The sequence below is a fragment of the Pseudomonas sp. NPDC087612 genome (assembly GCF_044743505.1).
Lineage (GTDB): Bacteria > Pseudomonadota > Gammaproteobacteria > Pseudomonadales > Pseudomonadaceae > Aquipseudomonas.
Genome location: NZ_JBIUWO010000003.1, coordinates 332,264 through 358,214, shown reverse-complemented (window position 1 = coordinate 358,214; position 25,951 = coordinate 332,264). Strand labels below are relative to the sequence as shown.

Annotated in this window: 19 protein-coding genes; 9 read left to right on the top strand and 10 right to left on the bottom strand. The window is 61.3% G+C overall.

Features of this window, described 5'->3' with window-relative positions; genetic code table 11:
* Positions 1 to 35 precede the first annotated feature (35 nt).
* Positions 36 to 4,775 carry a dermonecrotic toxin domain-containing protein gene (locus tag ACIOVF_RS07885; RefSeq protein WP_045193913.1) on the top strand — a complete coding sequence of 1,580 codons (4,740 nt, stop codon included), beginning with the start codon at positions 36 to 38 and terminating at the stop codon, positions 4,773 to 4,775.
* Positions 4,776 to 4,782: 7 nt separating this feature from the next.
* On the opposite strand, the gene ACIOVF_RS07880 is transcribed toward ACIOVF_RS07885, so the two are convergent.
* The 4 genes from ACIOVF_RS07880 to gpmI all read right to left on the bottom strand — a co-directional run bounded on the left by ACIOVF_RS07880 (position 4,783) and on the right by gpmI (position 9,968).
* Entirely contained in the window at positions 4,783 to 5,568 is a 786-nt protein-coding gene (locus tag ACIOVF_RS07880) for a divergent polysaccharide deacetylase family protein (RefSeq protein ID WP_045193912.1), read from the bottom strand.
* Positions 5,569 to 5,577: 9 nt separating this feature from the next.
* Positions 5,578 to 6,906, bottom strand: a complete 1,329-nt coding sequence (locus ACIOVF_RS07875) for a S41 family peptidase (RefSeq protein ID WP_045193911.1) — start codon at positions 6,904 to 6,906, stop codon at positions 5,578 to 5,580.
* Between the two features lie 87 nt (positions 6,907 to 6,993).
* Positions 6,994 to 8,280: a murein hydrolase activator EnvC gene (locus ACIOVF_RS07870; RefSeq protein ID WP_258608968.1), complete on the bottom strand. Its 1,287-nt coding sequence runs from the start codon at positions 8,278 to 8,280 to the stop codon at positions 6,994 to 6,996.
* Between the two features lie 152 nt (positions 8,281 to 8,432).
* Positions 8,433 to 9,968 (bottom strand): 2,3-bisphosphoglycerate-independent phosphoglycerate mutase, encoded by a 1,536-nt coding sequence (gene gpmI / locus ACIOVF_RS07865; protein ID WP_093377059.1) that lies wholly within the window; start codon positions 9,966 to 9,968, stop codon positions 8,433 to 8,435.
* 217 nt (positions 9,969 to 10,185) lie between these two features.
* Here gpmI and ACIOVF_RS07860 point away from each other — a divergent pair, with 217 nt between their 5' ends.
* From ACIOVF_RS07860 to secB, 3 genes are read left to right on the top strand one after another with little or no spacing between them, the layout of a single operon-like run.
* On the top strand, positions 10,186 to 10,602 hold the full coding sequence (locus ACIOVF_RS07860) for a rhodanese-like domain-containing protein (RefSeq protein ID WP_010222286.1): 417 nt from the start codon (positions 10,186 to 10,188) through the stop codon (positions 10,600 to 10,602).
* 1 nt (position 10,603) lies between these two features.
* Entirely contained in the window at positions 10,604 to 10,858 is a 255-nt protein-coding gene (gene grxC, locus ACIOVF_RS07855; protein ID WP_045193908.1) for a glutaredoxin 3, read from the top strand.
* Positions 10,859 to 10,898: 40 nt separating this feature from the next.
* Complete coding sequence (gene secB, locus ACIOVF_RS07850) at positions 10,899 to 11,390, top strand: protein-export chaperone SecB (RefSeq protein ID WP_045193907.1); 492 nt, start codon at positions 10,899 to 10,901, stop codon at positions 11,388 to 11,390.
* Between the two features lie 50 nt (positions 11,391 to 11,440).
* Here secB and ACIOVF_RS07845 read toward each other — a convergent pair whose 3' ends face one another.
* A complete protein-coding gene (locus ACIOVF_RS07845) occupies positions 11,441 to 11,896 on the bottom strand; it encodes a tRNA (cytidine(34)-2'-O)-methyltransferase (protein ID WP_195885493.1) in 456 nt (151 codons plus the stop codon).
* Between ACIOVF_RS07845 and ACIOVF_RS07840 the strand changes: the two genes are divergently transcribed.
* Positions 11,895 to 12,332, top strand: a complete 438-nt coding sequence (locus tag ACIOVF_RS07840; protein ID WP_045193905.1) for a hypothetical protein — start codon at positions 11,895 to 11,897, stop codon at positions 12,330 to 12,332. The two genes, ACIOVF_RS07845 and ACIOVF_RS07840, sit on opposite strands and share 2 nt — an antisense overlap.
* A 302-nt stretch (positions 12,333 to 12,634) precedes the next feature.
* On the opposite strand, the gene ntrC is transcribed toward ACIOVF_RS07840, so the two are convergent.
* The 4 genes from ntrC to glnA form a co-directional block, all read right to left on the bottom strand.
* Positions 12,635 to 14,071: a nitrogen regulation protein NR(I) gene (gene ntrC, locus ACIOVF_RS07835; protein ID WP_045193904.1), complete on the bottom strand. Its 1,437-nt coding sequence runs from the start codon at positions 14,069 to 14,071 to the stop codon at positions 12,635 to 12,637.
* On the bottom strand, positions 14,068 to 15,153 hold the full coding sequence (gene glnL, locus ACIOVF_RS07830) for a nitrogen regulation protein NR(II) (RefSeq protein ID WP_045193903.1): 1,086 nt from the start codon (positions 15,151 to 15,153) through the stop codon (positions 14,068 to 14,070). Before glnL ends, ntrC begins: the two co-directional genes overlap by 4 nt.
* Positions 15,154 to 15,409: 256 nt before the next feature.
* Positions 15,410 to 16,297, bottom strand: a complete 888-nt coding sequence (locus ACIOVF_RS07825) for a chorismate mutase (protein ID WP_093377049.1) — start codon at positions 16,295 to 16,297, stop codon at positions 15,410 to 15,412.
* Positions 16,298 to 16,441: 144 nt separating this feature from the next.
* Positions 16,442 to 17,848, bottom strand: coding sequence for a glutamate--ammonia ligase (glnA, locus tag ACIOVF_RS07820; RefSeq protein WP_038997584.1), 1,407 nt, complete (start codon positions 17,846 to 17,848; stop codon positions 16,442 to 16,444).
* Between the two features lie 330 nt (positions 17,849 to 18,178).
* On the opposite strand from glnA, the gene thiI reads away from it, so the two are divergent.
* Positions 18,179 to 19,633, top strand: a complete 1,455-nt coding sequence (thiI, locus tag ACIOVF_RS07815) for a tRNA uracil 4-sulfurtransferase ThiI (RefSeq protein ID WP_045193902.1) — start codon at positions 18,179 to 18,181, stop codon at positions 19,631 to 19,633.
* A 128-nt stretch (positions 19,634 to 19,761) separates the two neighbouring features.
* Complete coding sequence (typA, locus tag ACIOVF_RS07810) at positions 19,762 to 21,582, top strand: translational GTPase TypA (RefSeq protein ID WP_045193901.1); 1,821 nt, start codon at positions 19,762 to 19,764, stop codon at positions 21,580 to 21,582.
* Between the two features lie 155 nt (positions 21,583 to 21,737).
* Here the strand turns inward: typA and ACIOVF_RS07805 are convergent, their stop codons facing one another.
* Positions 21,738 to 22,145: a YkgJ family cysteine cluster protein gene (locus tag ACIOVF_RS07805; RefSeq protein WP_038615479.1), complete on the bottom strand. Its 408-nt coding sequence runs from the start codon at positions 22,143 to 22,145 to the stop codon at positions 21,738 to 21,740.
* A 199-nt stretch (positions 22,146 to 22,344) separates the two neighbouring features.
* On the opposite strand from ACIOVF_RS07805, the gene ACIOVF_RS07800 reads away from it, so the two are divergent.
* Positions 22,345 to 24,795 (top strand): glycogen/starch/alpha-glucan phosphorylase, encoded by a 2,451-nt coding sequence (locus ACIOVF_RS07800; RefSeq protein WP_045193899.1) that lies wholly within the window; start codon positions 22,345 to 22,347, stop codon positions 24,793 to 24,795.
* A gap of 142 nt (positions 24,796 to 24,937) precedes the next feature.
* Positions 24,938 to 25,948 (top strand): class 1 fructose-bisphosphatase, encoded by a 1,011-nt coding sequence (locus ACIOVF_RS07795; protein WP_045193898.1) that lies wholly within the window; start codon positions 24,938 to 24,940, stop codon positions 25,946 to 25,948.
* Positions 25,949 to 25,951 lie beyond the last annotated feature (3 nt).

Here is a 25,951-nt window from a genome sequence, read left to right as displayed (position 1 = left end):
TATCGTCACGGGTCCCTTACCCAGAGACAACGACAATGACCATCGCTTTGGACTCCTTTGAGCAAGCCGTCGGCCTGGCGTTTGCTTCCCGGCCAACGCTGCGCGCTGTAGTGCATCAGCAATTGGTGCAGCGGCTGGCCAAGCAATACCCCGAAATCGACAAAAACTACCCGCAACTGCGCGAGTCAAGAGAGATTTATCTCTGTACGCGAGCGCCTGAAGATCTCGACACAGTGACGATAAAGTCACTGGCCGAAGTCTTTCTCGAAAAGCTCATCTCGCAAACAACCTTCAATTTCGCCGGGATTGCGCTGACCAATTTGTTCCTGAGCTTTACCCCTACGCCCCGACCCATTTATGACCGCGACCCGGCCAGTGGTCTGGACAGACTTCCCGATCTGACCCTGGTCACTGACGCGCTCAATGAGCTGCTGACCAATGTCGAGCCGTTTCTTCAACGCGCCCAGGTCGATTTCTGGCAGGCGCGAAGCCGTTTGGGTGGTACGCCTCTGCAGGAGGTGGGTCACATGCTCAAGGCCGCCCTGGCCAGCGGGGTTGAAGCACAAGGCCTGGATGATGAACAACGCAACTGCATCTATGCGCTGTTGGCGGCGAGTAACAGCACCACGTGGCACAACCCCAGCGGGGTGCCTGAAGTTTTTTTGCTTGATGTCACGGTGGCTAGTGGCGAGGCCCGTTACCAGCAGTTGCTGCCGGACCTGTTGGTGACGCGGACTTTGGCAAATCGCAACATCGTTCTGTTGTGCAAGCCCAGTGGGCATATCGATGCCTTTGATTCGCTGGACAGCATGGCCCAGGGCCTGAGTGATGGGCTAGCCCATCAGTATCAGCTTGATTCACTCGGTTGGGATCGATATCCCATCACCACCGACATGTTCGCGATGCAGGGGGCAGTGCTCCTGAACCTGCTGCTTGAAGGTCTGGAGCCCGTGAGCGGGCGGCATTTCAGTACCGTAGTCGAGCTGGAGCAGGGGTACGCTGCGTTGACCGATCCAGCGTCTTTCTTCAGCGCACATCCTTACCGGCTCTTGCAGTTACGCCAGGGCGAATCCGAACTGCCGCAATGGTTGCGTCAAGCTTCCCTGGCTGATCGACTGGAGTACCGTGCGCGGGTGCTGGATCTGCTGGTCGCGCAAGCCAGCTCCAACGGCAGATCCTCCCTTGATGGCATCCTTGATCTACGCGCCTTTACGCGCAAGTCCCTGCTTGAACTGATGCGCGCTGACCATCTGACTGAGGCCAATTATGATGCCGACGACCTGGTGCTGGAGTTCTGGTTGGCACGTGGGGTTGCGGGTACATCGTCAGGGAGCGTTGAGATCAAACGGTTGTCCCTGACTGAATTTGCCATTGGCAACCTGGGCTCGGCCAAGGGCGCCAGGTTGGAAAAAATCACGCACAAAACCGACCAGCAGCTGTGGTCCTGGTTGACTACCGATTACCTGAAAGCGCTGGTGCAGCGTGCAGATATCGGTCGCACCTACCCCCAGTACCTGAGCAAAAAACTTCAGGATGCGGAGCAGAACGTTGAGCGGATAAGCCTGTTTGCCATGGAGCAGGCAAGCCAGTTGCCGCTCCTTGCGCTCAAGGCCAAAATCGATGGAGACCTGTCTGAAACCGGTTACCAGCGTGTTGTCGCGTTCTTTCGAGCGGACAGCGGTGAGGGTCAAAGCCTGTTGGCGCCTTTGGCGTTCAAGCGTGAGGAGGCTGCCAGCGAAGCCGATCGAGTGACCAACACCTTTGTGTTTATCTCGGCGCACGCTGCGGGAAACGTCGTGCTCTACCGGCCAATGAGCGCTGAAAAACCTTTCCAGGAGTTTGCCAACCAGCAGGCGTTGCTTGAACAGATCCTGGCAGACGAGGGTCTGCAGCAAGGCATTTTGGCCTGGATGAGCAGCGACGCTCAGCGGGTATATGCCCATGGCGGTTTCCAGGAGCCGCATTTACGTCGGCCAATCCTCGATACTCAGCTGGACCTGGAGCCCGTCCAGCCGGCACAGCTGGACTTGCAGGGCTGGCAACCGGGGGCGGACACCAACTTGTACATGGCCAATACGCAGATGCTGGTGGAACTGGCCGAGCGCGAGACAATTTCCAATGCCGAGGACCGCTGGGCGATGCTGCTCGAGGGTGCGGGCCTGTTGTTCAACCTGCTGTTCAGCGTGGCGACGCCGTTTTTACGGGGTCCAGTGGCTGTGGTTGCCTGGCTCGTTCAGGGCGCGCTGACGGTGCATGCTGATGCAGGTGCATTGAAAAATGGCAATGAGTTCGAAAAATCAACGGCAGTGGTCGATCTGCTGCTCAACCTGGTCATGGTGTTGTTTCACGCCAGCCTGCCGAAGGTCGAGCCGCCAGTTGCCGCAGACAAGCGTGAGATCGCGGTCTTTGGTCCGGGTCGCCGGGTCATTCCCTCCCTCCCCCGGGTCAATGCTGTCCAGGGCAAAACCTTTCCGCGCGCTGCTCTGCGGGGGAAAGCGGACCTGGAGCTGGACTTTTCCTGGTATGGGCCACGGGGGCTCAAGTCGAGCTCGATGGATTATCCTCGACCGCTCTCCAGTTACCGCTCAGCGACTTCACTGGAGAATCATCCGCCGTTGAGCCAAGGGTCGTACCGGGGGCTTTACCTGCTTGGGGAACGATACTACGCGTCGATTGAAGGTCATGTTTATGCCGTCAGGGCGGACGCCCAGGGGGTGCAGGTAGTCGACGAGCAAAGCCAGCCTGGCCCCTGGCTGACCCTGGACAACAATTCATGGCAGTTTGACCTGAGGCTGCGGCTCAGAGGTGGGGGGCCCAAGCGGCGAGTGGCCGGGCAACAGGACGTCAACCAGGAAGCGGTCCGCAAGCTGCAGTCCGAGATCGGTGAACTGGACTTGAAGAACAATGTACTGGCTGCCCAACTGAGACCGACGTGGGAATCGATGGCGGAGCATTCGAGTGCGTTGCAGAGGTTGCTGAACCTGCGCGATAGCTTGCAGGCGCGTATTGATCAAGGCGATAGCGCTGTAGGCCTGGGCGCATTGGTCGACAGTACAGATATGAAGATTGCTGATAAGAAGAGCATGCTGGACACGACACGCAGGGCGCTGATCGACACGTTGGAACAGTCAATCAGTATTGACCTGAAGGTGGAGGTCAGCATGAAAGAGCTGCTCACGCCGAAGTTCGCCAAATTCATGCCCGAAGTCGCGGCAAGGCCGATGAAACAGCGACGGGGTACGGTGCGTAGGCAGATCCTCAGGAACTATGTGTTGCTCCATGATGAACTGATATTGTTGGTCGGGCTCGATGAGTTAGCTGCGCTTCGCAAACAGGTAGTAACCTTGCCGGCAACCCCGGAACAGGTAGCGGCGTACAACACCTACCGAGCGAGGCATATGGCGGTGGTGCCATTGCAGCTGCGTCTACAGGAGGTAATGGAAAAACTGGACGTGCTGCTGATTGATACATTGACCGACGGCACTATTGCCTATGACGGCAAGCAGGAGCAGGTCCACAATATTGTTGGCCAGCGCTCAGTGACGACCCTGCAACTGAGAATCGGCTTGATCGGGGATTTTGCCGAGCTCTCGCTTGAACGACTATCGGGCGCCGATGAGCAGACCCTTGTTTCCACCAATGATTACCTGATTGGCACGTCCGTCAGCGGTGCTGGCAGTACCCTGGATGAATTGATCAGCGGCAACTTTACCCCCGAAGAAACCATCAGCGGCCTGCAAACCGTGCAGCGTGAGTATGCCAATGTCTTGACCATGGTCGACTATCTGGAACGCTTTGGTGGTGTGGCGGTAAACAAGCAGGCACTCAACTATTACAAGGAGCAGGTGCGGCTGGTTAAAGCGACGGCGGAGCTTGAGCTGGAGGCGGCCGTTCGTGAGCAGCAATGGAAGACCCCGCTACCGTTCAAGCGTTTGCCGTACAAGCCACGGACCGGCCTGCGTCGTGTGGTCCATTTACGAGGTGGCAAAACACTGGTCGGCGAAGAGACGCAACTGCTCGGCGAGCTAGTGGTTGAGCAGCGTGACCCCGTGAGCAAAAAGGTGCTCGGCACCTACCACCAGCAGGGTGACGTCTGGGTCGAAGTGGTGCCGGCCACGCTCCCGGTTGAGTCCGCCCCCGTGACCCCCAGTCAGCGGGTGCAGGCACGTACCCAGGCTCTGCGCCTGAACAACGAGGTTGCCGGTGTAATCGCCCTGGCAAAGCGCTACATCGCCTCGAACGAACCACACAGCTTGTCTTTTGTCATCGAACGTCATGTCGAGAAACTGCAGCGCGTAGCCAAAATGCTTGAAGGCACAGACGCCGCAGCCAATGACAGTGCATTGCGAGCAACTGTGGAGCAGAGCATCAGCCACTTGAATGAGCGCAAGCGCACTCTGCTGAAGACGCTGCATCTGGCCAGCAGTCGACCGACGGGTGAAAGTCTTGCCTACCTTCACGCTGAAGGGCAGATCACCATCGCAAGGACCATTGAGCGCAAGAGGCTGGCAGCTGACGATTACCTGGATGTCTATGAGGTACGCAAGGCGCAAGGGCCTGTGCGGGACAGCGGTTTATGGGAAGTGCATCTGCACTACAGCTCCCAGGCCGCCAACCGGCGTCAGTTCAGCAAAGGCCATCTGAAACTCTGGGCCGAGCGCACGTGGGGACGCGAGACACAGTTGCAGGCGGCGAAGACTAACCAGCAGTTCCTGGAGATCTATCGGGCAGACCTGAAGGCCAGTCAGCTCGAACGAATCCTTCCCTGGGATTGACGAAGGCTCACTGGGCCGCACGAGCAGGGCTGTAAAGGCCCTGCTTGCCGTGAGCCGGCATCGCCCGATTGCCGCGCTCGGCGATCATCTGCGCAATTTCGATCCATTCGATGCCCTGGGCCTTGAGCTTGGGCAGTTCGCGCTCAAGGACTTCCAGGGTCTGTGGATAAGGGTGACCGATCAGCACTGCCGTGCCCTGCTTGCGCGCCAGGGCGATGCCCTGTTGCAGCTGGCCGGCAATGGCGTCGGTGGTGCGCACGTCATCGAGAAAGACATCCCGCGAGACGCTGGCCAGGCTGATGTCCTGCGCGGATTTGGCGGCTACCGTAGCGGCGCTGGTGCGGCTGTCGACGAAGAACAGGCCGCGGCGCTGCAATTCTCCCATCAACCAGGCCATAGCCGCAGGCTCGGCGGTCATGCGGCTGCCCATGTGGTTGTTGATGCCGACGGCATAGGGGACTTTGTCGAGCGCCGCGTTCAGCCGTCGTTCCAGCTCCGGCAGCGGCGTGCCGGGGTGCCAGGCGTAGGGGCCGGTCGCCGGGTCCATGGGCATGTGCAGGATCACCGTCTTGCCGGCGCGATGGGCCTGGCGGGCGAAGTCGGTGGCATGCGGGGTATCGGGCATGATCGCCAGGGTCACCGGCCCGGGCAGGGCCAGGGTGCGTGAGTCGCGCGCAGGGTTCTGCCCCAGGTCGTCGATGATCAGTGTCAGGTAGGCCTTGCCCGCATGAGCCGGCGCCGCCAGGGCGACGCCGCTCATCAGGTACAACAGGGTCAACAGCAGGTAACGCATCGACTGGCCTTATTTACCCTGGGTGATGCTCAGGCCCTTGAGCAGGCTCAGGGCCTGGCTCAGCTGGTAGTCATCGTCCTGTGGGCGCGGCTTGGCGCTGCCGGCCTTGCCTGACGGACGGTCGGCGCCGCCGTTGCCGTTGCCCAGGTGACCTTGCAGGTCGGCTTCCTTGAAGTTCTCGCTGTCCTGCTCGGCAGTGATCTTGGCGCGGCGCACCTCGATGTCCGGGACGATGCCCTGGGCCTGGATCGAGCGGCCGTTGGGGGTGAAGTACAGCGCGGTAGTGATCTTCAGTGCGCGGTCGTTGTTCAGCGGCAGTACGGTTTGCACCGAGCCCTTGCCGAAACTGTCGGTGCCCATCAGCACGCCGCGTTTCTGGTCTTGCAGGGCGCCGGCGACAATTTCCGAGGCCGAGGCGCTGCCGCCGTTGATCAGCACCACCAATGGCACGCCTTCGCTGGCATCGGCCGGGTCGGCGGAGAAGCGCAGCTCGGAGTTGGCGATGCGGCCCTTGGTGTAGACGATCAGGCCCTTGGTGAGGAAGTGGTCGGCCACTTCCACGGCTGATTGCAGTACGCCGCCTGGGTTGTTGCGCAGGTCCAGGACCAGGCCACGCAGCTTCTTGCCGTTGTCCTTGCGCAGCTTGGCCAGGGCCTTGCCGACTTCTTCGCCGGTCTTGACCTGGAACTGGGTGATGCGGATGTAGCCGTAGCCGTCTTCGAGCATCTGGCTCTTGACGCTCTTGACCTGGATGACCGCACGGGCAAGGGTGACATCGAACGGGTTGCCGCCGTCGCGCACCAACGTCAGGGTAATTTTCTCGCCGACCTTGCCGCGCATCTTGTCGACCGCTTCGGTCATGGTCTGGCCACGGGTCGGCTGGCCGTTGATCTTGACGATCAGGTCGCCAGCTTCGATGCCGGCGCGCGAGGCCGGGGTCTCGTCGATCGGCGAGACCACCTTGATGAAGCCGTCTTCCATGCCCACTTCGATGCCCAGGCCGCCGAACTCGCCGCTGGTGCTCTCCTGCAGTTCGAGGAAGTCCTCCGGGCCGAGGTAGGCCGAGTGCGGATCAAGGTTGCTGAGCATGCCCTTGATGGCGTTTTCCAGCAGGGTCTTGTCGTCTACCGGTTCGACATAAGCAGCCTTGATGCGGTCCATGACCTCGGCGAAGGTGCGCAGCTCTTCCAGCGGCAGCGGTGCCTTGGCCGAGGGTGCCGAGACCGTCGTCGCTGGAATCGCGGCGGGCTTGGCCGGCTCGGCCGCGCGGGCCAGGGGCGCGCCGAGGACCATGGCGATGGTCAGGGCCAGCGAGGTGAGGCGAGGCGATTGCAGCATGTCGAACGAACTCCTGATCCTGGTAGCGCTCCGTAGAGCATCGGCGCAGCCCGAAGTTGCGCTACGCCGTCAAATAAGGGGTGTTGCCTATCCCTGGGCACGGCACCATTGTGCGGGGTCGCTGGGGCGGCCCTGCTGGCGGATGGCGAAATACAGCCCCGAGCTGTCCTGGCCACCGCTGTTGCCGACGGTGGAGATGGCCTCACCGGCCTTGACCACATCGCCGGCGCTCTTGAGCAAGCTCTGGTTATGGCCGTACAGGCTCAGGTAACCATTACCATGGTCGAGAATGACCAGAAGTCCAGCGCCGCGCAACCAGTCGGCAAACACTACCCGGCCGCCATGCACGGCGCGCACCTGGCTGCCTTGGGAGGCGCTGATCATTACCCCGTCCCACTTGGCCCGTGAGTCATCGCCGCGGGTTTCGCCAAAGCGTGCCAGCAATCGACCATTGACGGGCCATGGAAGTTTTCCCCGTGCAGCAGAAAAAGCCCCGCCGAAGGTTTCGCCGCTGCTGGACACCAGCGGGCCGGGAAGCGCCTTGGGCTTTTTCGGCGCGTCGCTGCTGTTGGCGGCGAGGGCTTCGCGCTGGCGTTGTTTTTCCGCTTCCTGGGCGGCGAGCAGGGCTTTTTGCCGTGCTTCTTCGGCCTCGCGGGCTTGACGGGCGAGGGTTTCCTCGATGGTCTTGAGCACCTTGCTCAGGTCGGCCTGGTCCTGCTCGCGGGCCTGCAGCTTCTGGTCGCGGGCCTTGACGTCGTTGTTGAGCTTGGCCAGCACCTCTTTACGCTCGGTGCGGACTTTTTCCAGCGCCTGGCGCTGGCTGTCGAGGGTGCCTTGCTGGGCCAGCAACTGGGCCTGCTGCAGGTTGATGTCTTTTTCGACGTTGGCCAATTGGCGCAAGGTCTCGTTGAAATTACGCAGCTGGGTCAGGCGTGCCTGGCTCAGGTAATCGTAATAAGTCAGGGTGCGGGCGAATTTTTCCGGATTCTGCTGGTTGAGCAGCAGCTTCAGGTACTCCTCGCGGCCATTCTGATAGGCCGAACGGGCCTGGATGGCGATCAGTCGTTGCTGTTCAATGCGGGCGCTCTGGAGTTTTTTTTTCTCGGTATCAAGGCGCTCCAGTTCGCCTTCGGTCTTTTTTAGTTCGAGTTGCAGGGCCTCCACCTGCTTTTCCAGCTTGCCGATGTCGGTTTCGGTTGAGCGCAGGTCTTTCTGCACGCCGGATTTTTCTTCCTGCAGCTTGCCAAGCATCTTTTTCAGCTCGGCAATGTCCTGGCGCGTAGCGTCCAGTTGCTGCTGGGTTTGCGCGCGCTCATCGGCAAAAGCCGGACTGAGCAGGCAAGACAGGGCGAGTACGATCAGGGCGCGAAACATGGGGTGGGCGGCACCAGGCATAGAGACTGGCCTAGTATGCCCGCCATAGGCGGCAAAAAAAACGGCTTTAACTACAAGCGGCAAGCCACAAGCGGCAAGAAAAGCGGGTCAATGGGCTCTTTCTTGCGGCTTGCAGCTTGTCGCTAACGGCTTTAGCCGTCGATCAGAATCGAGGTGCCAGTCATTTCTGCCGGTTTTTCCAGGCCCAGCAGCTTGAGCATGGTCGGCGCCACGTCGGCCAGCACGCCGCCTTCGCGGACCTGCACCTTGCGCTTGCCGACATAGATGAACGGCACCGGCTCGGTGGTGTGCGCAGTGTGCGCCTGGCCGGTGCATTCGTCTTCCATCTGCTCGACGTTGCCGTGGTCGGCGGTGATCAGCGCTTCGCCGCCGACCTTGTCCAGCGCCTCGACGATGCGCCCGACGCACAGGTCCAGGGCCTCGACGGCCTTGACCGCGGCCTCGAACACGCCGCTGTGGCCGACCATGTCGCCGTTGGCGTAGTTGACCACGATCACGTCGTAACGCTGCTGCTCGATGGCTTCGACAATGCGGTCGGTGACTTCCGGTGCGCTCATTTCCGGCTGCAGGTCATAGGTGGCGACCTTCGGCGACGGGATAAGGATGCGCTCTTCGCCTTCAAACGGCTCTTCGCGACCACCGGAGAAGAAGAAGGTGACGTGGGCGTACTTCTCGGTTTCGGCGATGCGCAGCTGGGTCTTGCCGTTTTTCGCCAGGTATTCGCCGAGCACATTGTTCAGGCTGCCAGGGGCAAAGGCGGCCGGCGCCGGGATTTTTGCCGAGTACTGGGTCAGGCCGATGTAGGCAGCCAGTTTTGGCAGGCGTGCCCGTGGGAATTCGTTGAAGTCCGGTTCGACGAACACCCGCGACAGCTCGCGGGCGCGGTCGGCACGGAAGTTCATGAAGATTACCGCGTCGCCGTCTTCGACCTTTACCGCTTCGCCAATGCGCGTGGCCTTGACGAATTCGTCGCTCTCGTCGCGGGCGTAGGCGGCTTCAAGGCCGGCCAGGGCGGTGTCGGCAGTGAATTCGGCGCTGCTGTCGACGATCAGGTTGTAGGCAGCCGATACGCGGTCCCAGCGGTTGTCGCGGTCCATGGCGTAGTAGCGGCCGATCAGGCTGGCGATGCGGCCCTTGCCCAGTTTGGCGAAGGCGGCGTCGAGCAGTTCGATCGAGGATTGCGCGCTTTTCGGCGGGGTGTCGCGACCGTCGAGGAAGGCGTGCAGGTAGATTTTCTCGGCACCGCGTTTGGCGGCAAGCTCGGCCATGGCCACCAGATGGTCCTGGTGGCTGTGCACGCCGCCATCGGACAGCAGGCCAAGGATGTGCACCGCCTTGCCGGCGCCGACGGCCTTGTCGACCGCGCCGCACAGCACGGGGTTTGTGAAGAACTCGCCGTCCTTGATCGCCTTGGTCACCCGGGTGAAGTCCTGGTAAACCACGCGGCCAGCACCGAGGTTCATGTGGCCGACCTCGGAGTTGCCCATCTGCCCGTCCGGCAGGCCGACATCCATGCCGGAGCCAGAGATCAAGCCGTGCGGCTGGGTGGCGCGCAGGCGATCGTAGACTGGCGTGTTGGCCGAATAGATGGCGTTGTATTCGTGGCTTTCGCTGTGACCGAAACCATCGAGGATGATCAGGACCAAGGGTTTTGGCGTGCTCGTCATCAATCCCACACTCACGGTTGTTCAGATGATAAAGACACGCATTTTAGGGCAAATTGGCCACGAATGACGAATTAACCTTGCAGGCCCGACGGCGCGGGCCGACGGGCTGTAGCCCGGCAATGAGAATTACTGGCGATAACCCTGCCCGGCGGGCTTTGGCCGACCTTGGGGGCTGTGTATACTGGCCAACATTTTTAATGGCCTGGAACACCCTCCGATGGTTGCTCACCTGATTGAATTCGCAACAAATCACTATCTGCTGGTCGGTATCTTCGTCGTTCTGCTGGTTTTGCTGATCGTCACCGAAGCACGCAAGGGCGGCCGCAGCCTCAGCACTGGCGAACTGACCGCGCTGGTCAACGCCGACAAGGGCCTGGTGATCGACATCCGTTCGAGCAAGGACTACGCCGCCGGTCACATCGTGGGCGCCGTGAACATTCCCCAGGACAAGGTCGCCGCGCGCATCGGCGAGCTGGAAAAGCACAAGGCCAACAAGACCCTGATCATCGTCGACGCCATGGGCCAGCACGCCGGCACCACCGCGCGCGAACTGCTCAAGGCCGGCTTCACCGCGGCCAAGCTGTCGGGCGGCGTGTCGAGCTGGAAGGCCGATAACCTGCCGTTGGTGAAGTGACATGAGCAACGTCATCGTCTACTCCAGCGATTACTGCCCTTACTGCTCGCGGGCAAAATACCTGCTTGAAAGCAAAGGCGTGGCCTTCGAAGAGATCAAGGTCGATGGCAAGCCTCAGGTGCGCGCCGAAATGAGCCAGAAGGCCGGTCGTACCTCGGTGCCGCAGATCTGGATCGGCTCCACCCACGTCGGCGGTTGCGACGACCTGTATGCCCTGGAGCGCGCCGGCAAGCTCGATGCGCTGCTCAAGGCCTGAATCAGAAACCCATTAAAGACTCTGGAAAGAAGGATCTGTCATGACTGATCAACAGAACAACGACGCCGCAGCCGCAGCCGACGACAACGCTCCGCAATTCTCCCTGCAGCGCATCTACGTGCGCGACCTGTCGTTCGAAGCGCCAAAAAGCCCGGCGATCTTCCGTCAGCAGTGGGAGCCAAGCGTTGCCCTGGACCTGAACACCAAGCAGAAAGGCCTGGAAGGCGACTTCCACGAAGTCGTGCTGACCCTGTCGGTGACCGTGAAGAACGGCGACGAAGTGGCCTTCATCGCTGAAGTGCAACAAGCCGGTATCTTCCTGATCAAGAACCTCGACCCGGCGTCGATGAGCCACACCCTGGGCGCGTTCTGCCCGAACATCCTGTTCCCGTACGCCCGTGAAGCGCTGGACAGCCTGGTGACCCGGGGTTCGTTCCCGGCGCTGATGCTCTCGCCGGTCAACTTCGACGCCCTGTACGCTCAGGAAATGCAACGCATGCAGGAAGCTGGCGAAGCCCCTTCGCTGCAATAAGCCTGTTGCGATGAAGCAAAAAGCGCCCCTCGGGGCGCTTTTTTCTTGGCTCAGGCAAACCCTTGCTGGCGCCAGGCTTCGTACACCGTCACCGCCACCGTGTTGGACAGGTTCAGGCTGCGGCAGCCCGGGCGCATCGGCAGGCGCAGGCGCTGCTCGGCGGGCAGGCTGTCCAGCACCTCGGCCGGCAGGCCACGGCTTTCGGGGCCGAACAGGAAGGCGTCGCCCGGCTGGAAGGCGGTTTCGTGGTAAGGGTGCGAGGCCTTCGTGGTGAAGGCGAACAGCCGCGGCTGGCCAAGGCTTTCCAGGCAACTGGGCAGGTCTGGGTGGCGCTTGAGCGTGGCATACTCGTGGTAGTCCAGACCGGCCCGGCGCAAGCGCTTGTCGTCCAGCTCGAAGCCGATCGGCTCGATCAGGTGCAGGTGGCAACCGCTGTTGGCGCACAGTCTGATGATGTTGCCGGTATTCGGCGGAATCTCTGGTTGAAAGAGGATGACGTGAAACATGCACGGCTCCGAACATAAAGATGTCGAGCATTCTACTCCTGAACCGGACCCGCGTTCGCAGCTATGGCCGCGCGTGCTGTTTTCCCTGGCGCTGTTCGGCATGCTGGTGGGGCTGATGATCGGTCGCCTGACTGCGCCAGAGCCACGGGTGCTGGAGCAGGTCGAGGTGGTCGAGGCGGGCTTGAACCTGTGGTTCAATGAAGAGCCCAAGCTGCACGGCGAAGAAGTCGAAGGTACCCTGGCGCTACTGTTCGAGGCCGAGGGCAAGGTTGCGCGGGGTCAGTTGCAGTTGCAGGGCAAACCGGTGAGCTGGCGGGTGCAGCACAGTGACGGCGGCTTGCTTGTGACCCTGGTCGCGGCCCGCCCTCTGCATGGCGAATGGGCCGGTGCAGAGGAGGGCGGACGCTGGCGGGTGCAGGTGAAACTGCGCGAATAAAAGAGGGGATTCCCCGGCCTGCCTGTACCAAGGTCCCCAAAACTGGAAGTACTGATACTAATGCAGGGTGTGTGCCAGTTTTGTTGCAGTGCGGGAAATGGCGGGTTTTAAGGGGTTAGGCGGGGTTTTGCCGGGGATTTGTGCCTTCAGGCGGTGCACCGATAGCAGGGTCGGTGCATCAATGGGGCAAATTGCAATCTTGTGGGAGCTGGCTTGCCAGCGATGAGGTCAATGCAGTCTGTGCACTCTACAGGCCGGACGACCGCTTCGCGCTCGATCGCTGGCAAGCCAGCTCCCACAGGTCAGGCCTCGTCGTCACCTTCCTCGTCGCCGCCATCGACCTTCATCCCCAACTCCTTGATCTTGCGCGTCAGGGTGTTGCGGCCCCAGCCCAGCAGCACTGCGGCATCGCGGCGGCGGCCGGCGGTGTGCTTGAGGGCGGTCTCGATCATGATCCGCTCAAAACTCGGCACGGCGCTGTCGAGCAGGCTCGATTGGCCGCGGGCCAAGGCCTGGTCTGCCCACTGGCGCAGGGCCTGTTCCCAGTTGGTCACCGGCGCTGAATCTTGCGGCAGGTTGAGCAGCTCGGGCGGCAGGTCGCCGATATGCACTTCGCGTCCCGAGGCCATCACCGTGATCCAGCGGCAGGTGTTTTCCAGCTGGCGCACGTTGCCCGGCCACGGCAGGTTGCGGATGAACTCCTCGGTTTCGGCCTTGAGCAATTTCGGCTCCACCGCCAGTTCCTGGGCGGCGCGGCCGAGGAAGTGGCGGGCCAGGGTCGGGATGTCTTCGCGACGATCGGCCAGGCGCGGGATGTGGATGCGGATCACGTTCAGGCGGTGGAACAGGTCTTCGCGGAATTTGCCGGCCTGCACCAGGGTTTCCAGGTTCTGGTGGGTGGCGGCAATGATTCGCACATCAACCTTGACCGGCACATGGCCGCCTACCCGGTAGAACTCACCATCGGCCAGCACCCGCAGCAGGCGGGTCTGGGTATCGGCCGGCATGTCGCCGATCTCGTCGAGGAACAGCGTGCCGCCATCGGCCTGCTCGAAGCGTCCGCGGCGCAGGTTGGCAGCGCCGGTGAAGGCGCCTTTCTCGTGGCCGAACAGTTCCGATTCCATCAGGTCCTTGGGGATCGCCGCCATGTTCAAGGCGATGAACGGCGACGCCGCCCTCGGGCTGTGACGGTGCAGGGCGTGGGCGACCAGTTCTTTACCGGTACCGGACTCGCCGTTGATCAGCACGGTGATGTTGGAGTGGCTCAGGCGGCCGATGGCGCGGAACACCTCCTGCATTGCCGGCGCTTCGCCGATGATCTCCGGGGTGCGGGTCAGGCTCGGGGCGACGTCCAGGCCCTGTTGCTCCTGGGCGTGCTGGTTGGCGCGCTTGACCAGCGATACCGCCTCGTCGACATCGAATGGCTTGGGCAGGTATTCGAAGGCGCCGCCCTGATAGGACGCCACCGCGCTGTCGAGGTCGGAATGGGCGGTCATGATGATCACCGGCAGGCGCGGGTGCTGCTCGCGGATCTGCGCGAGCAAGTCCAGGCCGCTGGCGCCGGGCATGCGGATGTCGGAAATGATCACGTCCGGCTGTTGCCGGGCCAGGCGGCTCATGACCCCGTCGGCGCTGTCGAAGCTCTGGGTGGTCATGCCTTCCTGTTGCAGGGCCTTTTCCAGCACCCAGCGGATGGAACGATCATCGTCGACGATCCAGACAGTTTCACTTCGGCTCATGAGGCGGTGGCTCCTTGTTCCAGCGGCAGGAAGATCGAGAAGGTGGTGTGGCCAGGGTGACTGTCACATTCGATCAGGCCCTGGTGCTGGCTGATGATGTTCTGGGTAATGGCCAGGCCCAGCCCGGTACCGTCCGGGCGGCCGCTGACCATGGGGTAGAAGATGGTTTCCTGCAGCTCGGCAGGGATGCCCGGGCCGTTGTCGATGATCTCGATGCGGGCCACCAGGCGGTGACGGGTGTGGCCGATGGTGAACTGGCGCATGGCCCGGGTGCGCAGGCTGATGCGGCCCAGGCGCAGCTCGTTCTGGCCGCTGATGGCCTGCATGGCGTTGCGCACGATGTTGAGCACCGCCTGGATCATCTGTTCGCGGTCGATCAGCACGTCCGGCAGGCTCGGGTCGTAATCGCGCACCAGGGTGATGCCACCCTGGCTTTCGGCCTCGACCAGGCTGCAGACCCGCTCCAGCACCTCATGAATATTGGTCAGGGCCAGCGACGGCAGCTTGTTCGAGCCGAGCATGCGGTCGACCAGGTTGCGCAGGCGGTCGGCCTCTTCAATGATTACATTGGTGTAGTCCTTCAGGCCTTCCTCGGGCAGTTCGCGGGCCAACAACTGGGCGGCGCCGCGAATGCCACCGAGCGGGTTCTTGATCTCGTGGGCCAGGCCGCGCACCAGCATCTTGGTGGTTTCCTGCTTGGACAGCTGGGCCTCTTCCTTGGTGATGCGCAGCAGGCGGTCACGCGGGTGCACTTCGAGCAGCAGCAGGGTCGCGCCCTTGCTGAGGATCGGCGTTACCGCGTAGTCGACGGTCTGGGTCTGGCCGGTCAGCGAGGTCAGTTGCGCTTCGCGCTTGGTGAAGGGGTGCGCCTGCTCCACTGCCTGGCGTAGGGAGTTCAGCGCCTCGGGCGATTCGGTGAACAGCTCGCTGATGAACTGACCATGGCTGCGCTGGCCGCTGATGGCCAGGAGCATCTCCGCTGCCGGGTTCATGTACTCAAGGCGCAGTTCGGCATCGAGCAGGATGGTGGCGGTGGTCAGGTTGTCCAGTAGCAGTCGGTGCAGTGCATCGCTGATGGTCATGGGGCGTCGTTGACCTCTTTTGGCTCATACAACCTCGGCCTGGGCCCAAGTCGCGGTCGCTGGTAATCCGCTGGTACAAAGAAAATGCAAAAAGCAAACCAAGGCTCCGAAAAGAAGCGGAATTTCCGGATTAAGACCTGTATTTGCGCGAAAAATGCCTACAAAGTCCTGAGATGACGCTTCTTGTGAACCAAAATGGGCTGAGTTGCTCAGGTGCAGGCAGATGCGTGCACCAATATAGAGCATAGAGGAAGGATTACTGCGGCGAGCACAAATGCGTGGTGGCGCGGATCAGCGCCACGGATTGCTGCGGGTCTCGGGCTCGTTGCGCGATGGCCTGGGCAAGGGTTGCCGGGCAATGGGCCGGGCGGTTGCGATCAAACTCGGCCAACTGGCTGAGCAGGGTGCGCTGCAGGCGATCCAGCTGCGGGCGCAGCTGGCTGCCCAGATCGACCCGCGGGGTTTGCGGTGCGCTGCCGACGGCATGCCAGCGCGACAGCGCGCTGTACTGCAGCAGCTTGTTGGCTTCGATCTGATCGGCGAAGAACAGCGCTGCCCGTTGCCCGTCGACACCAAAGCGCAGGGCCTGGGACTGGGCATTGGCAATCACCTGCTGCTCGCGTTCAGGCGCTTCTACTGGCTGGCCCGAGTCCCATTTGTTCAGGGCAACCGCGTGGGCGATGTGCAGGCGCTGGTCGATGCTGTCGAGCAAGGCGGTGAGTGGTGTGGTGGCTGGCGCGGGCTGGGAAAGCGGCACACCCTGGCTGCCGGCATAAAAAACAATCAGTTCGGCCGCTTGCGCGCCTGTACGCCCGCGATGCACGCCATCGACGATCTCGGCGAGGGCGTCTCCGGCCTTGATGCTTACCTGTTTGTTGCTGTCGCGGGTTTCCACCAGCAGTTCACCTGCAAGCAGGTAGCCGGCGTTGGGCAGCGGATGGCTGTGCCAGTCGAGGGTTGTTTCAGGCGGAATGTGGATTTTAACCAGGGTCAGCTCCGCTGGCCCGTCGGGGTAGCGCGGGTAGGGGCTGCCGTCCCAGGCGGTGTTGGTGCGTAGCAGCACCTGTGATTCGAGCGGTGCTGGCGGGGTACTGCAGCCTGTCAGCAAGGCAAGCAGGGTGAGTGTGATCGGGGTGCGGGTCATGATGGGCTCGGGCGTGGATTGCTGAGCCAGCATGGTCGAGGTCAGGAGGCTGACCTATCGGGAACATCTGAAGAATATGTATGAAAAAGGCCTCCCGAAGGAGGCCTTTTTTCAAGCTACGCCGCTTGCGCGAGCGTCACTGGCTTAGCAGCTGTAGTACAGCTCGTATTCCAGTGGGTGTACGAAGGTGCGGACCTTGATTTCTTCTTCGCTTTTCAGCGCGATGTAGGCATCGATGAAGTCGTCGGAGAACACGCCGCCCTTGGTCAGGAACGCACGGCCTTTGTCCAGCTCTTCCAGGGCTTCTTTCAGGCTGCCGCAAACCTGTGGGATCTCTTTCGCCTCTTCAGGCGGCAGGTCGTACAGGTTCTTGTCGGCGGCATCGCCTGGGTGGATCTTGTTCTGGATACCGTCCAGGCCGGCCATCATCAGTGCTGCGAAGCACAGGTACGGGTTGGCAGCCGGGTCCGGGAAGCGCGCTTCGATGCGGCGGGCTTTCGGGCTGGAAACGTACGGGATGCGGATCGAGGCGGAACGGTTGCGCGCCGAGTAGGCCAGCATGACCGGTGCTTCGAAGCCTGGTACCAGACGCTTGTAGGAGTTGGTAGCCGGGTTGGTGAAGCCGTTCAGGGCCTTACCGTGCTTGATGATACCGCCGATGAAGTACAGGGCGGTGTCGGACAGGCCGGCATAGCCTTCGCCGGAGAAGGTGTTCTTGCCATCTTTGGAGATGGACATGTGCACGTGCATACCCGAGCCGTTGTCGCCGTACAGTGGCTTAGGCATGAAGGTAGCGGTGCGGCCGTAGGCGTCGGCAACGTTGTGCACGCAGTATTTGAGGGTCTGAACTTCGTCAGCCTTCTTCACCAGGGTGTTGAACTGCACGCCGATTTCGTTCTGGCCGGCAGTTGCCACTTCGTGGTGGTGGACTTCGATGACCAGGCCCATTTCTTCCATGGCGTTGCACATGGCAGTACGGATTTCGTGGTCGTGGTCGAACGGTGGTACCGGGAAGTAGCCGCCTTTGACGCCTGGACGGTGGCCTTTGTTGCCGCCTTCGACGTCCTGGTCGGACATCCACGAGCCTTGCTCGGAGTAGATCTTGAACATCGAGCCGGAAATGTCGGACTTGAACTTCACTTCGTCGAAGATGAAGAACTCAGGCTCTGGGCCGACGAACACGGTGTCACCGATACCGGTGGTCTTCAGGTACTCTTCGGCGCGGCGGGCGATGGCGCGTGGGTCGCGGTCGTAGCCTTGCATGGTCGAAGGTTCGATGATGTCGCAGACCAGGATCAGGGTCGGCTCTTCGGTGAACGGGTCGAGCACGGCGGAGGAGTCGTCCGGCATCAGGATCATGTCGGAGGCTTCGATGCCTTTCCAGCCAGCGATGGAGGAACCGTCGAACATCTTGCCGGCTTCGAAGAAATCTTCATCCAGCGCATCACGAGCTGGCATGGTCACGTGGTGCTGAGTGCCTTTGGTGTCAGTGAAGCGCAGATCAATCCATTTAACGTCATGATCTTTGATGAGTTGAACCGACTTCGACATAGTGTCCTCCGGGTGGGGTAGAGCTTGCCTGTGCAGCCCTTTAATTTGGGTGATGCCGGGCGCGAATAGTCGGCCAAGGCAACCTGCCTCACAAGGGAGCAAATTGCATGCCAGTGCCCCGAGTTGGGATTTTTGCCCCAAACCCAAGCGTTTTCGCCCGATTCGCTGAAATCAGCGGTTTTTTCTGCACCCTTACGATGCGCTAAATAGCCATGATGCACCATAACGGTGCGAGAAAAACCTTCTGTACAAAAGTTGCTCAAAGCTTGAGCAATTTCCGCTATAATCCGCGCCCCACTTTTTTAGTCGGCACCTCGCGCGCTGTTTTTCATGAAACTAATCGTAAAAGTCTTCCCAGAGATCACCATCAAGAGCCGGCCGGTTCGCAAGCGCTTCATCCGTCAACTGGCCCGCAACATCCGCAACGTGCTCAAGGACCTCGATCCTGCGCTCGCGGTTAACGGTGTCTGGGATAACCTCGAAGTGATCACTCACATCGAGGACGAGAAGGTCCTGCGCGAGATGACCGAGCGTCTGAGCTGCACGCCGGGCATTGCCCATTTCCTGCAGGTCGACGAATACCCGCTGGGTGATTTCGACGACATCGTCGCCAAGTGCAAGCAGCACTTCGGTTACCTGCTGGCGGGCAAGCGCTTCGCCGTACGCTGCAAGCGCGGCGGTCACCACGATTTCACCTCGATGGACGTCGACCGCTACGTCGGCAGCCAGCTGCGCCAGCAATGCGGCGCCGCCGGTATCGATCTGCGCACGCCCGAAGTCGAGGTACGCATCGAGGTGCGCGACAAGCGCCTGTACGTCATCCACAACCAGCACAAAGGCATCGGCGGTTACCCGCTGGGCGCGCTGGAGCAGACCCTGGTGCTGATGTCCGGTGGTTTCGACTCCACCGTCGCCGCCTACCAGATGATGCGTCGCGGCCTGATGACCCACTTCTGCTTCTTCAACCTTGGCGGCCGCGCCCACGAGTTGGGGGTGATGGAAGTCGCCCACTTCCTGTGGAAAAAGTACGGCAGCAGCCAGCGCGTGCTGTTCGTCAGCGTGCCGTTCGAAGAAGTGGTCGGCGAGATCCTCGGCAAGGTCGACAACAGCTACATGGGCGTGACCCTCAAGCGCATGATGCTGCGCGCGGCGACCAATATCGCCGACCGCCTGCAGATCGACGCCCTGGTGACCGGTGAAGCCATCTCCCAGGTCTCGAGCCAGACCCTGCCGAACCTTGCGGTGATCGACTCGGCCACCGAGAAGCTGGTGCTGCGCCCGCTGCTGGCCAGCCACAAGCAGGACATCATCGACCAGGCCCAGCAGATCGGCACCGCCGAGTTCGCCAAGCACATGCCTGAATACTGCGGCGTGATTTCGGTGAACCCGACCACTTGCGCCAAGCGTCATCGCCTCGAGCATGAAGAGAAGCAGTTCGACATGGCGGTGCTCGAGCGTGCCCTGGAGCGCGCTCGGCTGATCTCCATCGACCACGTGATCGATGAACTCAGCCAGGATATCCAGATCGAAGAAGTCAGCCAGGCGCTGGCCGGGCAGGTGGTGATCGACATTCGCCACCCTGATGCCCAGGAAGACCAGCCCCTGGAACTGGACGGCATCGAGGTCCAGGCCTTGCCGTTCTACGCCCTGAACAGTCGCTTCAAGGAGCTGGATGCCACGCGCCAGTACCTGCTGTATTGCGACAAGGGAGTAATGAGTCGCCTGCATGCCCATCATCTGCTCAGTGAGGGACATGCCAATGTGCGCGTTTATCGTCCGACATAAGACGCCGGGGCTATATGGCGGGAGCATCCGCCATCGCCCTCCCGACCACCGGGCCGTTTGAGCGCCATTCATTCATATTCGCCGCCTAGACTGGGCGGCAACCCGAATCCTCTGATCGAGATACACACGTGATCGAAAATCTGCGTAACATCGCCATCATCGCCCACGTTGACCATGGTAAAACCACCCTGGTCGACAAACTCCTGCGTCAGTCCGGCACTCTGGAGCGTAACGAGCTCAACGACGAGCGCGTCATGGACTCCAACGACCAGGAAAAAGAGCGCGGTATTACCATTCTGGCGAAAAACACCGCCATCAACTGGAACGGCTACCACATCAACATCGTCGACACCCCCGGCCACGCCGACTTCGGTGGCGAGGTTGAACGTGTAATGTCGATGGTCGACTCCGTACTGCTGCTGGTCGACGCTCAAGACGGCCCTATGCCGCAAACCCGTTTCGTGACCAAGAAGGCTTTCGAAGCCGGCCTGCGTCCAATCGTGGTGATCAACAAGGTCGACCGTCCGGGCGCGCGTCCTGACTGGGTTCTGGACCAGATCTTCGATCTGTTCGACAACCTCGGTGCCACCGACGAACAGCTGGACTTCAAAGTCGTCTACGCCTCGGCCCTGAACGGCATTGCCGGTCTGGACCACACCGAAATGGCCGAAGACATGACCCCGCTGTACCAGTCGATCGTCGACAACGTACCGGCCCCTGCTGTTGACCGTGACGGTCCGTTCCAGATGCAGATCTCGGCACTGGACTACAACAGCTTCCTCGGTGTTATCGGTGTTGGCCGTATCGCTCGCGGTCGCGTCAAGCCGAACACCCCGGTGGTGGCTATCGACGTCGATGGCAAGAAGCGCAACGGTCGTATCCTCAAGCTGATGGGTCACCACGGCCTGCACCGCGTTGACGTCGAAGAAGCCCAGGCTGGCGACATCGTCTGCATCAGCGGTTTCGACGAGCTGTTCATCTCCGACACCCTGTGCTCCCCGGACGCAGTTGAAGCGATGAAGCCGCTGACCGTTGACGAGCCAACCGTTTCGATGACCTTCCAGGTCAACGACTCGCCGTTCTGCGGTAAAGAAGGCAAGTTCGTGACTTCCCGCAACATCAAGGAACGTCTGGACAAAGAGCTGCTGTACAACGTTGCACTGCGCGTTGAAGAAGGCGACTCGGCTGACAAGTTCAAGGTCTCTGGCCGTGGTGAGCTGCACCTCTCGGTTCTGATCGAAACCATGCGTCGCGAAGGCTTCGAAATGGGTGTTGGTCGTCCGGAAGTGATCATCCGTGAAGTCGACGGTGCCAAGCACGAGCCGTTCGAAAACGTCACCATCGACATCCCTGAAGACTCCCAGGGCAAGGTCATGGAAGAAATGGGTCTGCGTAAAGGCGACCTGACCAACATGGTTCCGGATGGCAAGGGCCGTGTACGCCTGGAATACAACATTCCAGCCCGTGGTCTGATCGGTTTCCGTAACCAGTTCCTGACCCTGACCAACGGTGCAGGCATCCTGACCTCGATCTTCGACCGTTACGCTCCGATGAAGTCCGGCCACATGTCCGGCCGTCAGAACGGCGTACTGGTTTCGGTTGAAACCGGCAAGGCCCTGACCTACTCCCTGGAAACCCTGCAGGCGCGCGGCAAGCTGTTCGTCGAGCACGGCCAGGAGATCTACAACGGTCAGATCGTTGGTCTGAACAGCCGTGACAACGACCTGGGCGTCAACCCTACCAAGGGCAAGAAGCTCGACAACATGCGTGCTTCGGGTAAAGACGAAACCATCGCCCTGGTTCCACCTGTTCGCTTCACCCTGGAACAGGCTCTGGAATTCATCCAGGACGACGAGCTGTGCGAAGTGACTCCTAAGTCGATCCGTCTACGCAAGAAGATCCTCGACGAAGGCGAGCGTACCCGCGCTGCCAAGAAAGCCAAGAACTGAGTCTTAGTTCCGGCTGAATGAAAACGCCCCCGGTCGCAAGGCCGGGGGCGTTTTTGTTTGTGCGGGACATGAAACCGGGTTGGCTTCATCGCTGGCAAGCCAGCTCCCACAGGATCATGTACAACCTTGTGGGAGCTGGCTTGCCAGCGATGCTTTTAGCGGCGCGCCGCTGGCTTGGGGATGTACGCGCAATAACCCGGCCGCGGGCCGATCCGTGGATGGTTGCGGCAGGTGTCCGGGCGCTTGTCATAAATGGTGCACATGCGACTTTTACGGTCCAGGTACAGGCAATCGTCGTTGCTCATCTGCGCCAGGGTGAAAATCCCCGACTTCTGGTTGAAGCGCTGGATGATCCCGTCCTTCTGCAAGCGCTTGGCAATGTTCTTCGGCGGCTCGCCCACCTCGAACTCATCTACCACGCCCATGCGGATCAGGTCTTTGATTTTCACTTCCGTCGGCAAGGTGCAGCAGGTCGAGTTGCAGCCTCCGCACATATGGCTTTGGTACTTCTGCCAGGTTTCCAGTCGGTCGACTTCGGCGGCGGCAATCAGGGTCGGTTTCATCGGGCTCAGGCTAGAAGAGTCTTGTGGGCGCGCGATGATACCGGAGTTGATCAAATTGTGAACAACCATTTGCCGCTTTATTCCGGGTTTGTTTGCCGCTGGCCGCAAGAAAGTCGCGAACCAGAGCTTCCCCTCTGTGTCGAACGGTCTAGGCTGAGAAATCTCCATCCGCATTCGTCAACTTGCCCGAGGACGTCGCATGTCTCAGGAACCGCTCGCTCGTGACGCAGAGGTGGCCGCTTTTCGCACCGCTGTGCTGGATAAATTGACCTACGCGGTCGGCAAGGACCCGGAGCATGCCTTCGATCACGACTGGTTCGAAGCCATTGCCCTGGCTGCCCGCGATCACATGGTCGACCACTGGATGGACCATACCCGGCAGATCTACCGCAAGAGCCAGAAGCGGGTGTATTACCTGTCGCTGGAGTTCCTGATCGGCCGTCTGCTGTACGACAGCCTGAGCAATCTCGGCCTGCTCGATGTTGCCCGTGAAGCGCTGGACGGGCTTAACGTCGACCTTGAGCGCATTCGCCTGCTGGAGCCCGATGCGGCGCTGGGTAACGGCGGCCTGGGGCGTCTGGCGGCGTGTTTCATGGAGAGCATGTCGACCCTTGGCATCGCCGCCCACGGTTACGGCATTCGTTACGAGCACGGCCTGTTCCGCCAGGCGGTAGTCGATGGCTGGCAGCAGGAGCAGACCGAGAACTGGCTGGATTTCGGCAACCCCTGGGAGTTCGAGCGGGCCGAGGTGATCTACCCGATCAGCTTTGGTGGCAGTGTCGAGACCGTGCACGATGCCAGTGGCCAGCAGCGCCAGGTGTGGTGGCCGGCCGAGACGGTGCGTGCGGTGGCCTACGACACGCCGGTGGTCGGCTGGCGCGGTGCCAGCGTCAACACCTTGCGCCTGTGGCGGGCGCGGGCATTGGAAGAACTACACCTGGAGCGCTTCAATGCCGGCGATCACCTTGGCGCTGTCGCCGAAGTGGCGCGCGCCGAAAGTATCTCGCGGGTGCTGTACCCGGCCGACAGTACCGAGGCCGGCCAGGAGCTGCGCCTGCGGCAGGAGTACTTCTTTGTTTCCGCCTCGCTGCAGGACCTGCTGCGCCGGCACCTGAACATGCATGACAGCCTGCTCAACCTGCCGCAGCAGGCGGCGATCCAGCTCAACGACACCCACCCCTCGATCGCGGTCGCCGAGCTGATGCGCCTGCTGGTCGACCAGCACGAAGTGCCCTGGGACACCGCCTGGCAGCTGACCGTCGAGACCCTGGCCTACACCAACCATACTTTGCTGCCCGAAGCCCTGGAAACCTGGCCGGTGGGTTTGATGGAGCGCATGTTGCCGCGGCACATGCAGATCATCTACCTGATCAACGCCTTTCATATCGACGCCTTGCGCGCCAAGGGCATCCACGACTTCGACGTGCTGCGCGCGGTGTCGCTGATCGAGGAAGACAACGGCCGCCGGGTGCGCATGGGCAACCTGGCGTTCCTCGGTTCGCACAGCGTCAACGGTGTGTCGGCGCTGCACACAAAGCTGATGCGCAGCACGGTGTTCGCCGAACTGCACAAGCTCTACCCCGAGCGAATCAACAACAAGACCAACGGCATCACCTTCCGGCGCTGGCTGTTCCAGGCCAACCCGCAACTGACCGGCATGCTGGTCGAGGCCCTCGGCGCCGACCTGCTCGATGACCCGCAGGGACGCCTGCGCGACCTTGAGCCGTTTGCCGACAAGGCGTCGTTCTGCAAGCAGTTCGCCGCCCAGCGCCTGCACAGCAAAAAGGCCCTGGCCAGCCTGGTCCAGGAGCGCCTGGGCATTACCCTCAACCCCGAGGCGATGTTCGATGTGCAGGTCAAGCGCATCCATGAGTACAAACGCCAGTTGCTCAACCTGCTGCACACCGTGGCCCTGTACCAGGCCATCCGCGCCGAACCTGGCAGCGGCTGGGCGCCGCGGGTGAAGATCTTCGCCGGCAAGGCCGCCGCCAGCTATCACCAGGCCAAGCTGATCATCAAACTGAGCAACGACATCGCCAAGGTGGTCAACAACGACCCGACCGTGCGCGGCTTGCTCAAGGTGGTGTTCCTGCCCAACTACAACGTCAGCCTGGCCGAGAGCATCATTCCGGCGGCCGATCTGTCTGAGCAGATTTCTACCGCCGGCTACGAGGCGTCGGGCACCAGCAACATGAAATTCGGCCTCAATGGCGCGCTGACCATCGGCACCCTGGACGGCGCCAATGTCGAAATGTGCGAGCAGGTCGGTGCCGAGAACATGTTCATCTTCGGCCTGACCTCCCAGCAGGTGGAGGCGCGCAAGCGCAGCGGCGACTTTGGCGCCAGTGCCGCGATCGGTGCCTCCCATCGGCTCAACGACGTGCTCCAGGCCATTCGTGGCGGGGTGTTTTCACCGGATGACCCGGCCCGCTATGTCGGTTTGGTCGACTCGCTGGTGGCTTATGATCGCTTCCTGGTGTGCGCCGATTTCGATGCCTACTGGGAAGCGCAATTGCGCGTCGAAGCGCTCTGGCGCGAGCCCAGGCAGTGGTGGCGCATGGCAGTGCTCAACAGCGCGCGCATGGGCTGGTTCTCTTCGGACCGGACCATCCGCGAGTACGCAACCGATATCTGGAAAGCCCTCGACTAAGCTGCAAAGGCCGGCCCGGGAGCGCTGAACTCTCGGGCCGATGTGCCGTCTGATCGGCCAAGCGTGTCTGATTGCTCGCTAGCGCTTCACTCTCCCTGTAAACTGCGTGGGTTTTTATTACCCCCTTCCTTCGGAGCCTTACATGTCCCGCGTTACCCTGAGTCGCTATTTGATTGAGCAGACCCGCAGCAACAGTACCCCTGCCGATCTGCGCTTCCTGATCGAAGTGGTGGCGCGTGCGTGCAAGGAAATCAGCCACAACGTCTCCAAAGGCGCGCTGGGCGGTGTCCTGGGCAGCATGGGCACCGAGAACGTGCAGGGCGAAGTCCAGAAGAAACTCGACGTGATCTCCAACGACATCCTCCTCGAAGCCAACGAGTGGGGCGGTCACCTGGCCGGCATGGCTTCCGAAGAGATGGACAACGCCTACCAGATCCCGGGCAAATACCCGAAAGGCGCCTACCTGCTGGTCTTCGACCCGCTGGACGGTTCGTCGAACATCGACGTCAACGTCTCGGTCGGCACCATCTTCTCGGTACTGCGCTGCCCGAACGAATACCTGAGCCAGAACGAGAGCCTCAACGAGCAGGCCTTCCTGCAGCCAGGCACCAAGCAGGTTGCCGCCGGTTACGCGATCTACGGCCCGCAAACCATGCTGATCCTGACCCTGGGCAACGGCGTCAAGGGCTTCACCCTGGACCGCGAACTGGGCAGTTTCGTACTGACCCACGAGAACATTCAGGTGCCGGAAACCACCGCCGAATTCGCCATCAACATGTCCAACCAGCGCCACTGGGAAGAGCCGGTGACCCGCTACGTGGGCGAGCTGCTGGCCGGTGAAACCGGTCCGCTGAAAAAGAACTACAACATGCGCTGGATCGCCTCGATGGTTGCCGATGTGCACCGCATCCTGACCCGTGGCGGCCTGTTCATGTACCCGCGCGATGCCCGCGAACCATCCAAGCCGGGCAAGCTGCGTCTGATGTACGAAGCCAACCCGATGTCCTTCATCATCGAGCAGGCCGGCGGTGCTTCCACCGACGGTCGCCAGCGCATCCTCGACATCCAGCCAGAGAGCCTGCACCAGCGCGTGGCAGTGTTCCTCGGCTCCAAGCAGGAAGTCGAGCGCGTTACCGGTTATCACAAGGAGTAAATC

Excerpts from the sequence above, each read along its gene's own strand:
- ACIOVF_RS07845 (WP_195885493.1), bottom strand. The coding sequence starts at position 11,896 with ATGTTTCACGTCATCCTCTTTCAACCAGAGATTCCGCCGAATACCGGC.
- ACIOVF_RS07805 (WP_038615479.1), bottom strand. The coding sequence starts at position 22,145 with ATGAAACCGACCCTGATTGCCGCCGCCGAAGTCGACCGACTGGAAACC.
- ACIOVF_RS07870 (WP_258608968.1), bottom strand. The coding sequence starts at position 8,280 with ATGTTTCGCGCCCTGATCGTACTCGCCCTGTCTTGCCTGCTCAGTCCG.
- ACIOVF_RS07795 (WP_045193898.1), top strand. The coding sequence starts at position 24,938 with ATGTCCCGCGTTACCCTGAGTCGCTATTTGATTGAGCAGACCCGCAGC.
- ACIOVF_RS07885 (WP_045193913.1), top strand. The coding sequence starts at position 36 with ATGACCATCGCTTTGGACTCCTTTGAGCAAGCCGTCGGCCTGGCGTTT.
- glnA (WP_038997584.1), bottom strand. The coding sequence starts at position 17,848 with ATGTCGAAGTCGGTTCAACTCATCAAAGATCATGACGTTAAATGGATT.
- glnL (WP_045193903.1), bottom strand. The coding sequence starts at position 15,153 with ATGACCATCAGCGATGCACTGCACCGACTGCTACTGGACAACCTGACC.
- thiI (WP_045193902.1), top strand. The coding sequence starts at position 18,179 with ATGAAACTAATCGTAAAAGTCTTCCCAGAGATCACCATCAAGAGCCGG.
- ACIOVF_RS07860 (WP_010222286.1), top strand. The coding sequence starts at position 10,186 with ATGGTTGCTCACCTGATTGAATTCGCAACAAATCACTATCTGCTGGTC.
- ACIOVF_RS07825 (WP_093377049.1), bottom strand. The coding sequence starts at position 16,297 with ATGACCCGCACCCCGATCACACTCACCCTGCTTGCCTTGCTGACAGGC.
- grxC (WP_045193908.1), top strand. The coding sequence starts at position 10,604 with ATGAGCAACGTCATCGTCTACTCCAGCGATTACTGCCCTTACTGCTCG.
- gpmI (WP_093377059.1), bottom strand. The coding sequence starts at position 9,968 with ATGACGAGCACGCCAAAACCCTTGGTCCTGATCATCCTCGATGGTTTC.
- ACIOVF_RS07800 (WP_045193899.1), top strand. The coding sequence starts at position 22,345 with ATGTCTCAGGAACCGCTCGCTCGTGACGCAGAGGTGGCCGCTTTTCGC.
- secB (WP_045193907.1), top strand. The coding sequence starts at position 10,899 with ATGACTGATCAACAGAACAACGACGCCGCAGCCGCAGCCGACGACAAC.
- ACIOVF_RS07880 (WP_045193912.1), bottom strand. The coding sequence starts at position 5,568 with ATGCGTTACCTGCTGTTGACCCTGTTGTACCTGATGAGCGGCGTCGCC.
- ACIOVF_RS07840 (WP_045193905.1), top strand. The coding sequence starts at position 11,895 with ATGCACGGCTCCGAACATAAAGATGTCGAGCATTCTACTCCTGAACCG.
- ntrC (WP_045193904.1), bottom strand. The coding sequence starts at position 14,071 with ATGAGCCGAAGTGAAACTGTCTGGATCGTCGACGATGATCGTTCCATC.
- ACIOVF_RS07875 (WP_045193911.1), bottom strand. The coding sequence starts at position 6,906 with ATGCTGCAATCGCCTCGCCTCACCTCGCTGGCCCTGACCATCGCCATG.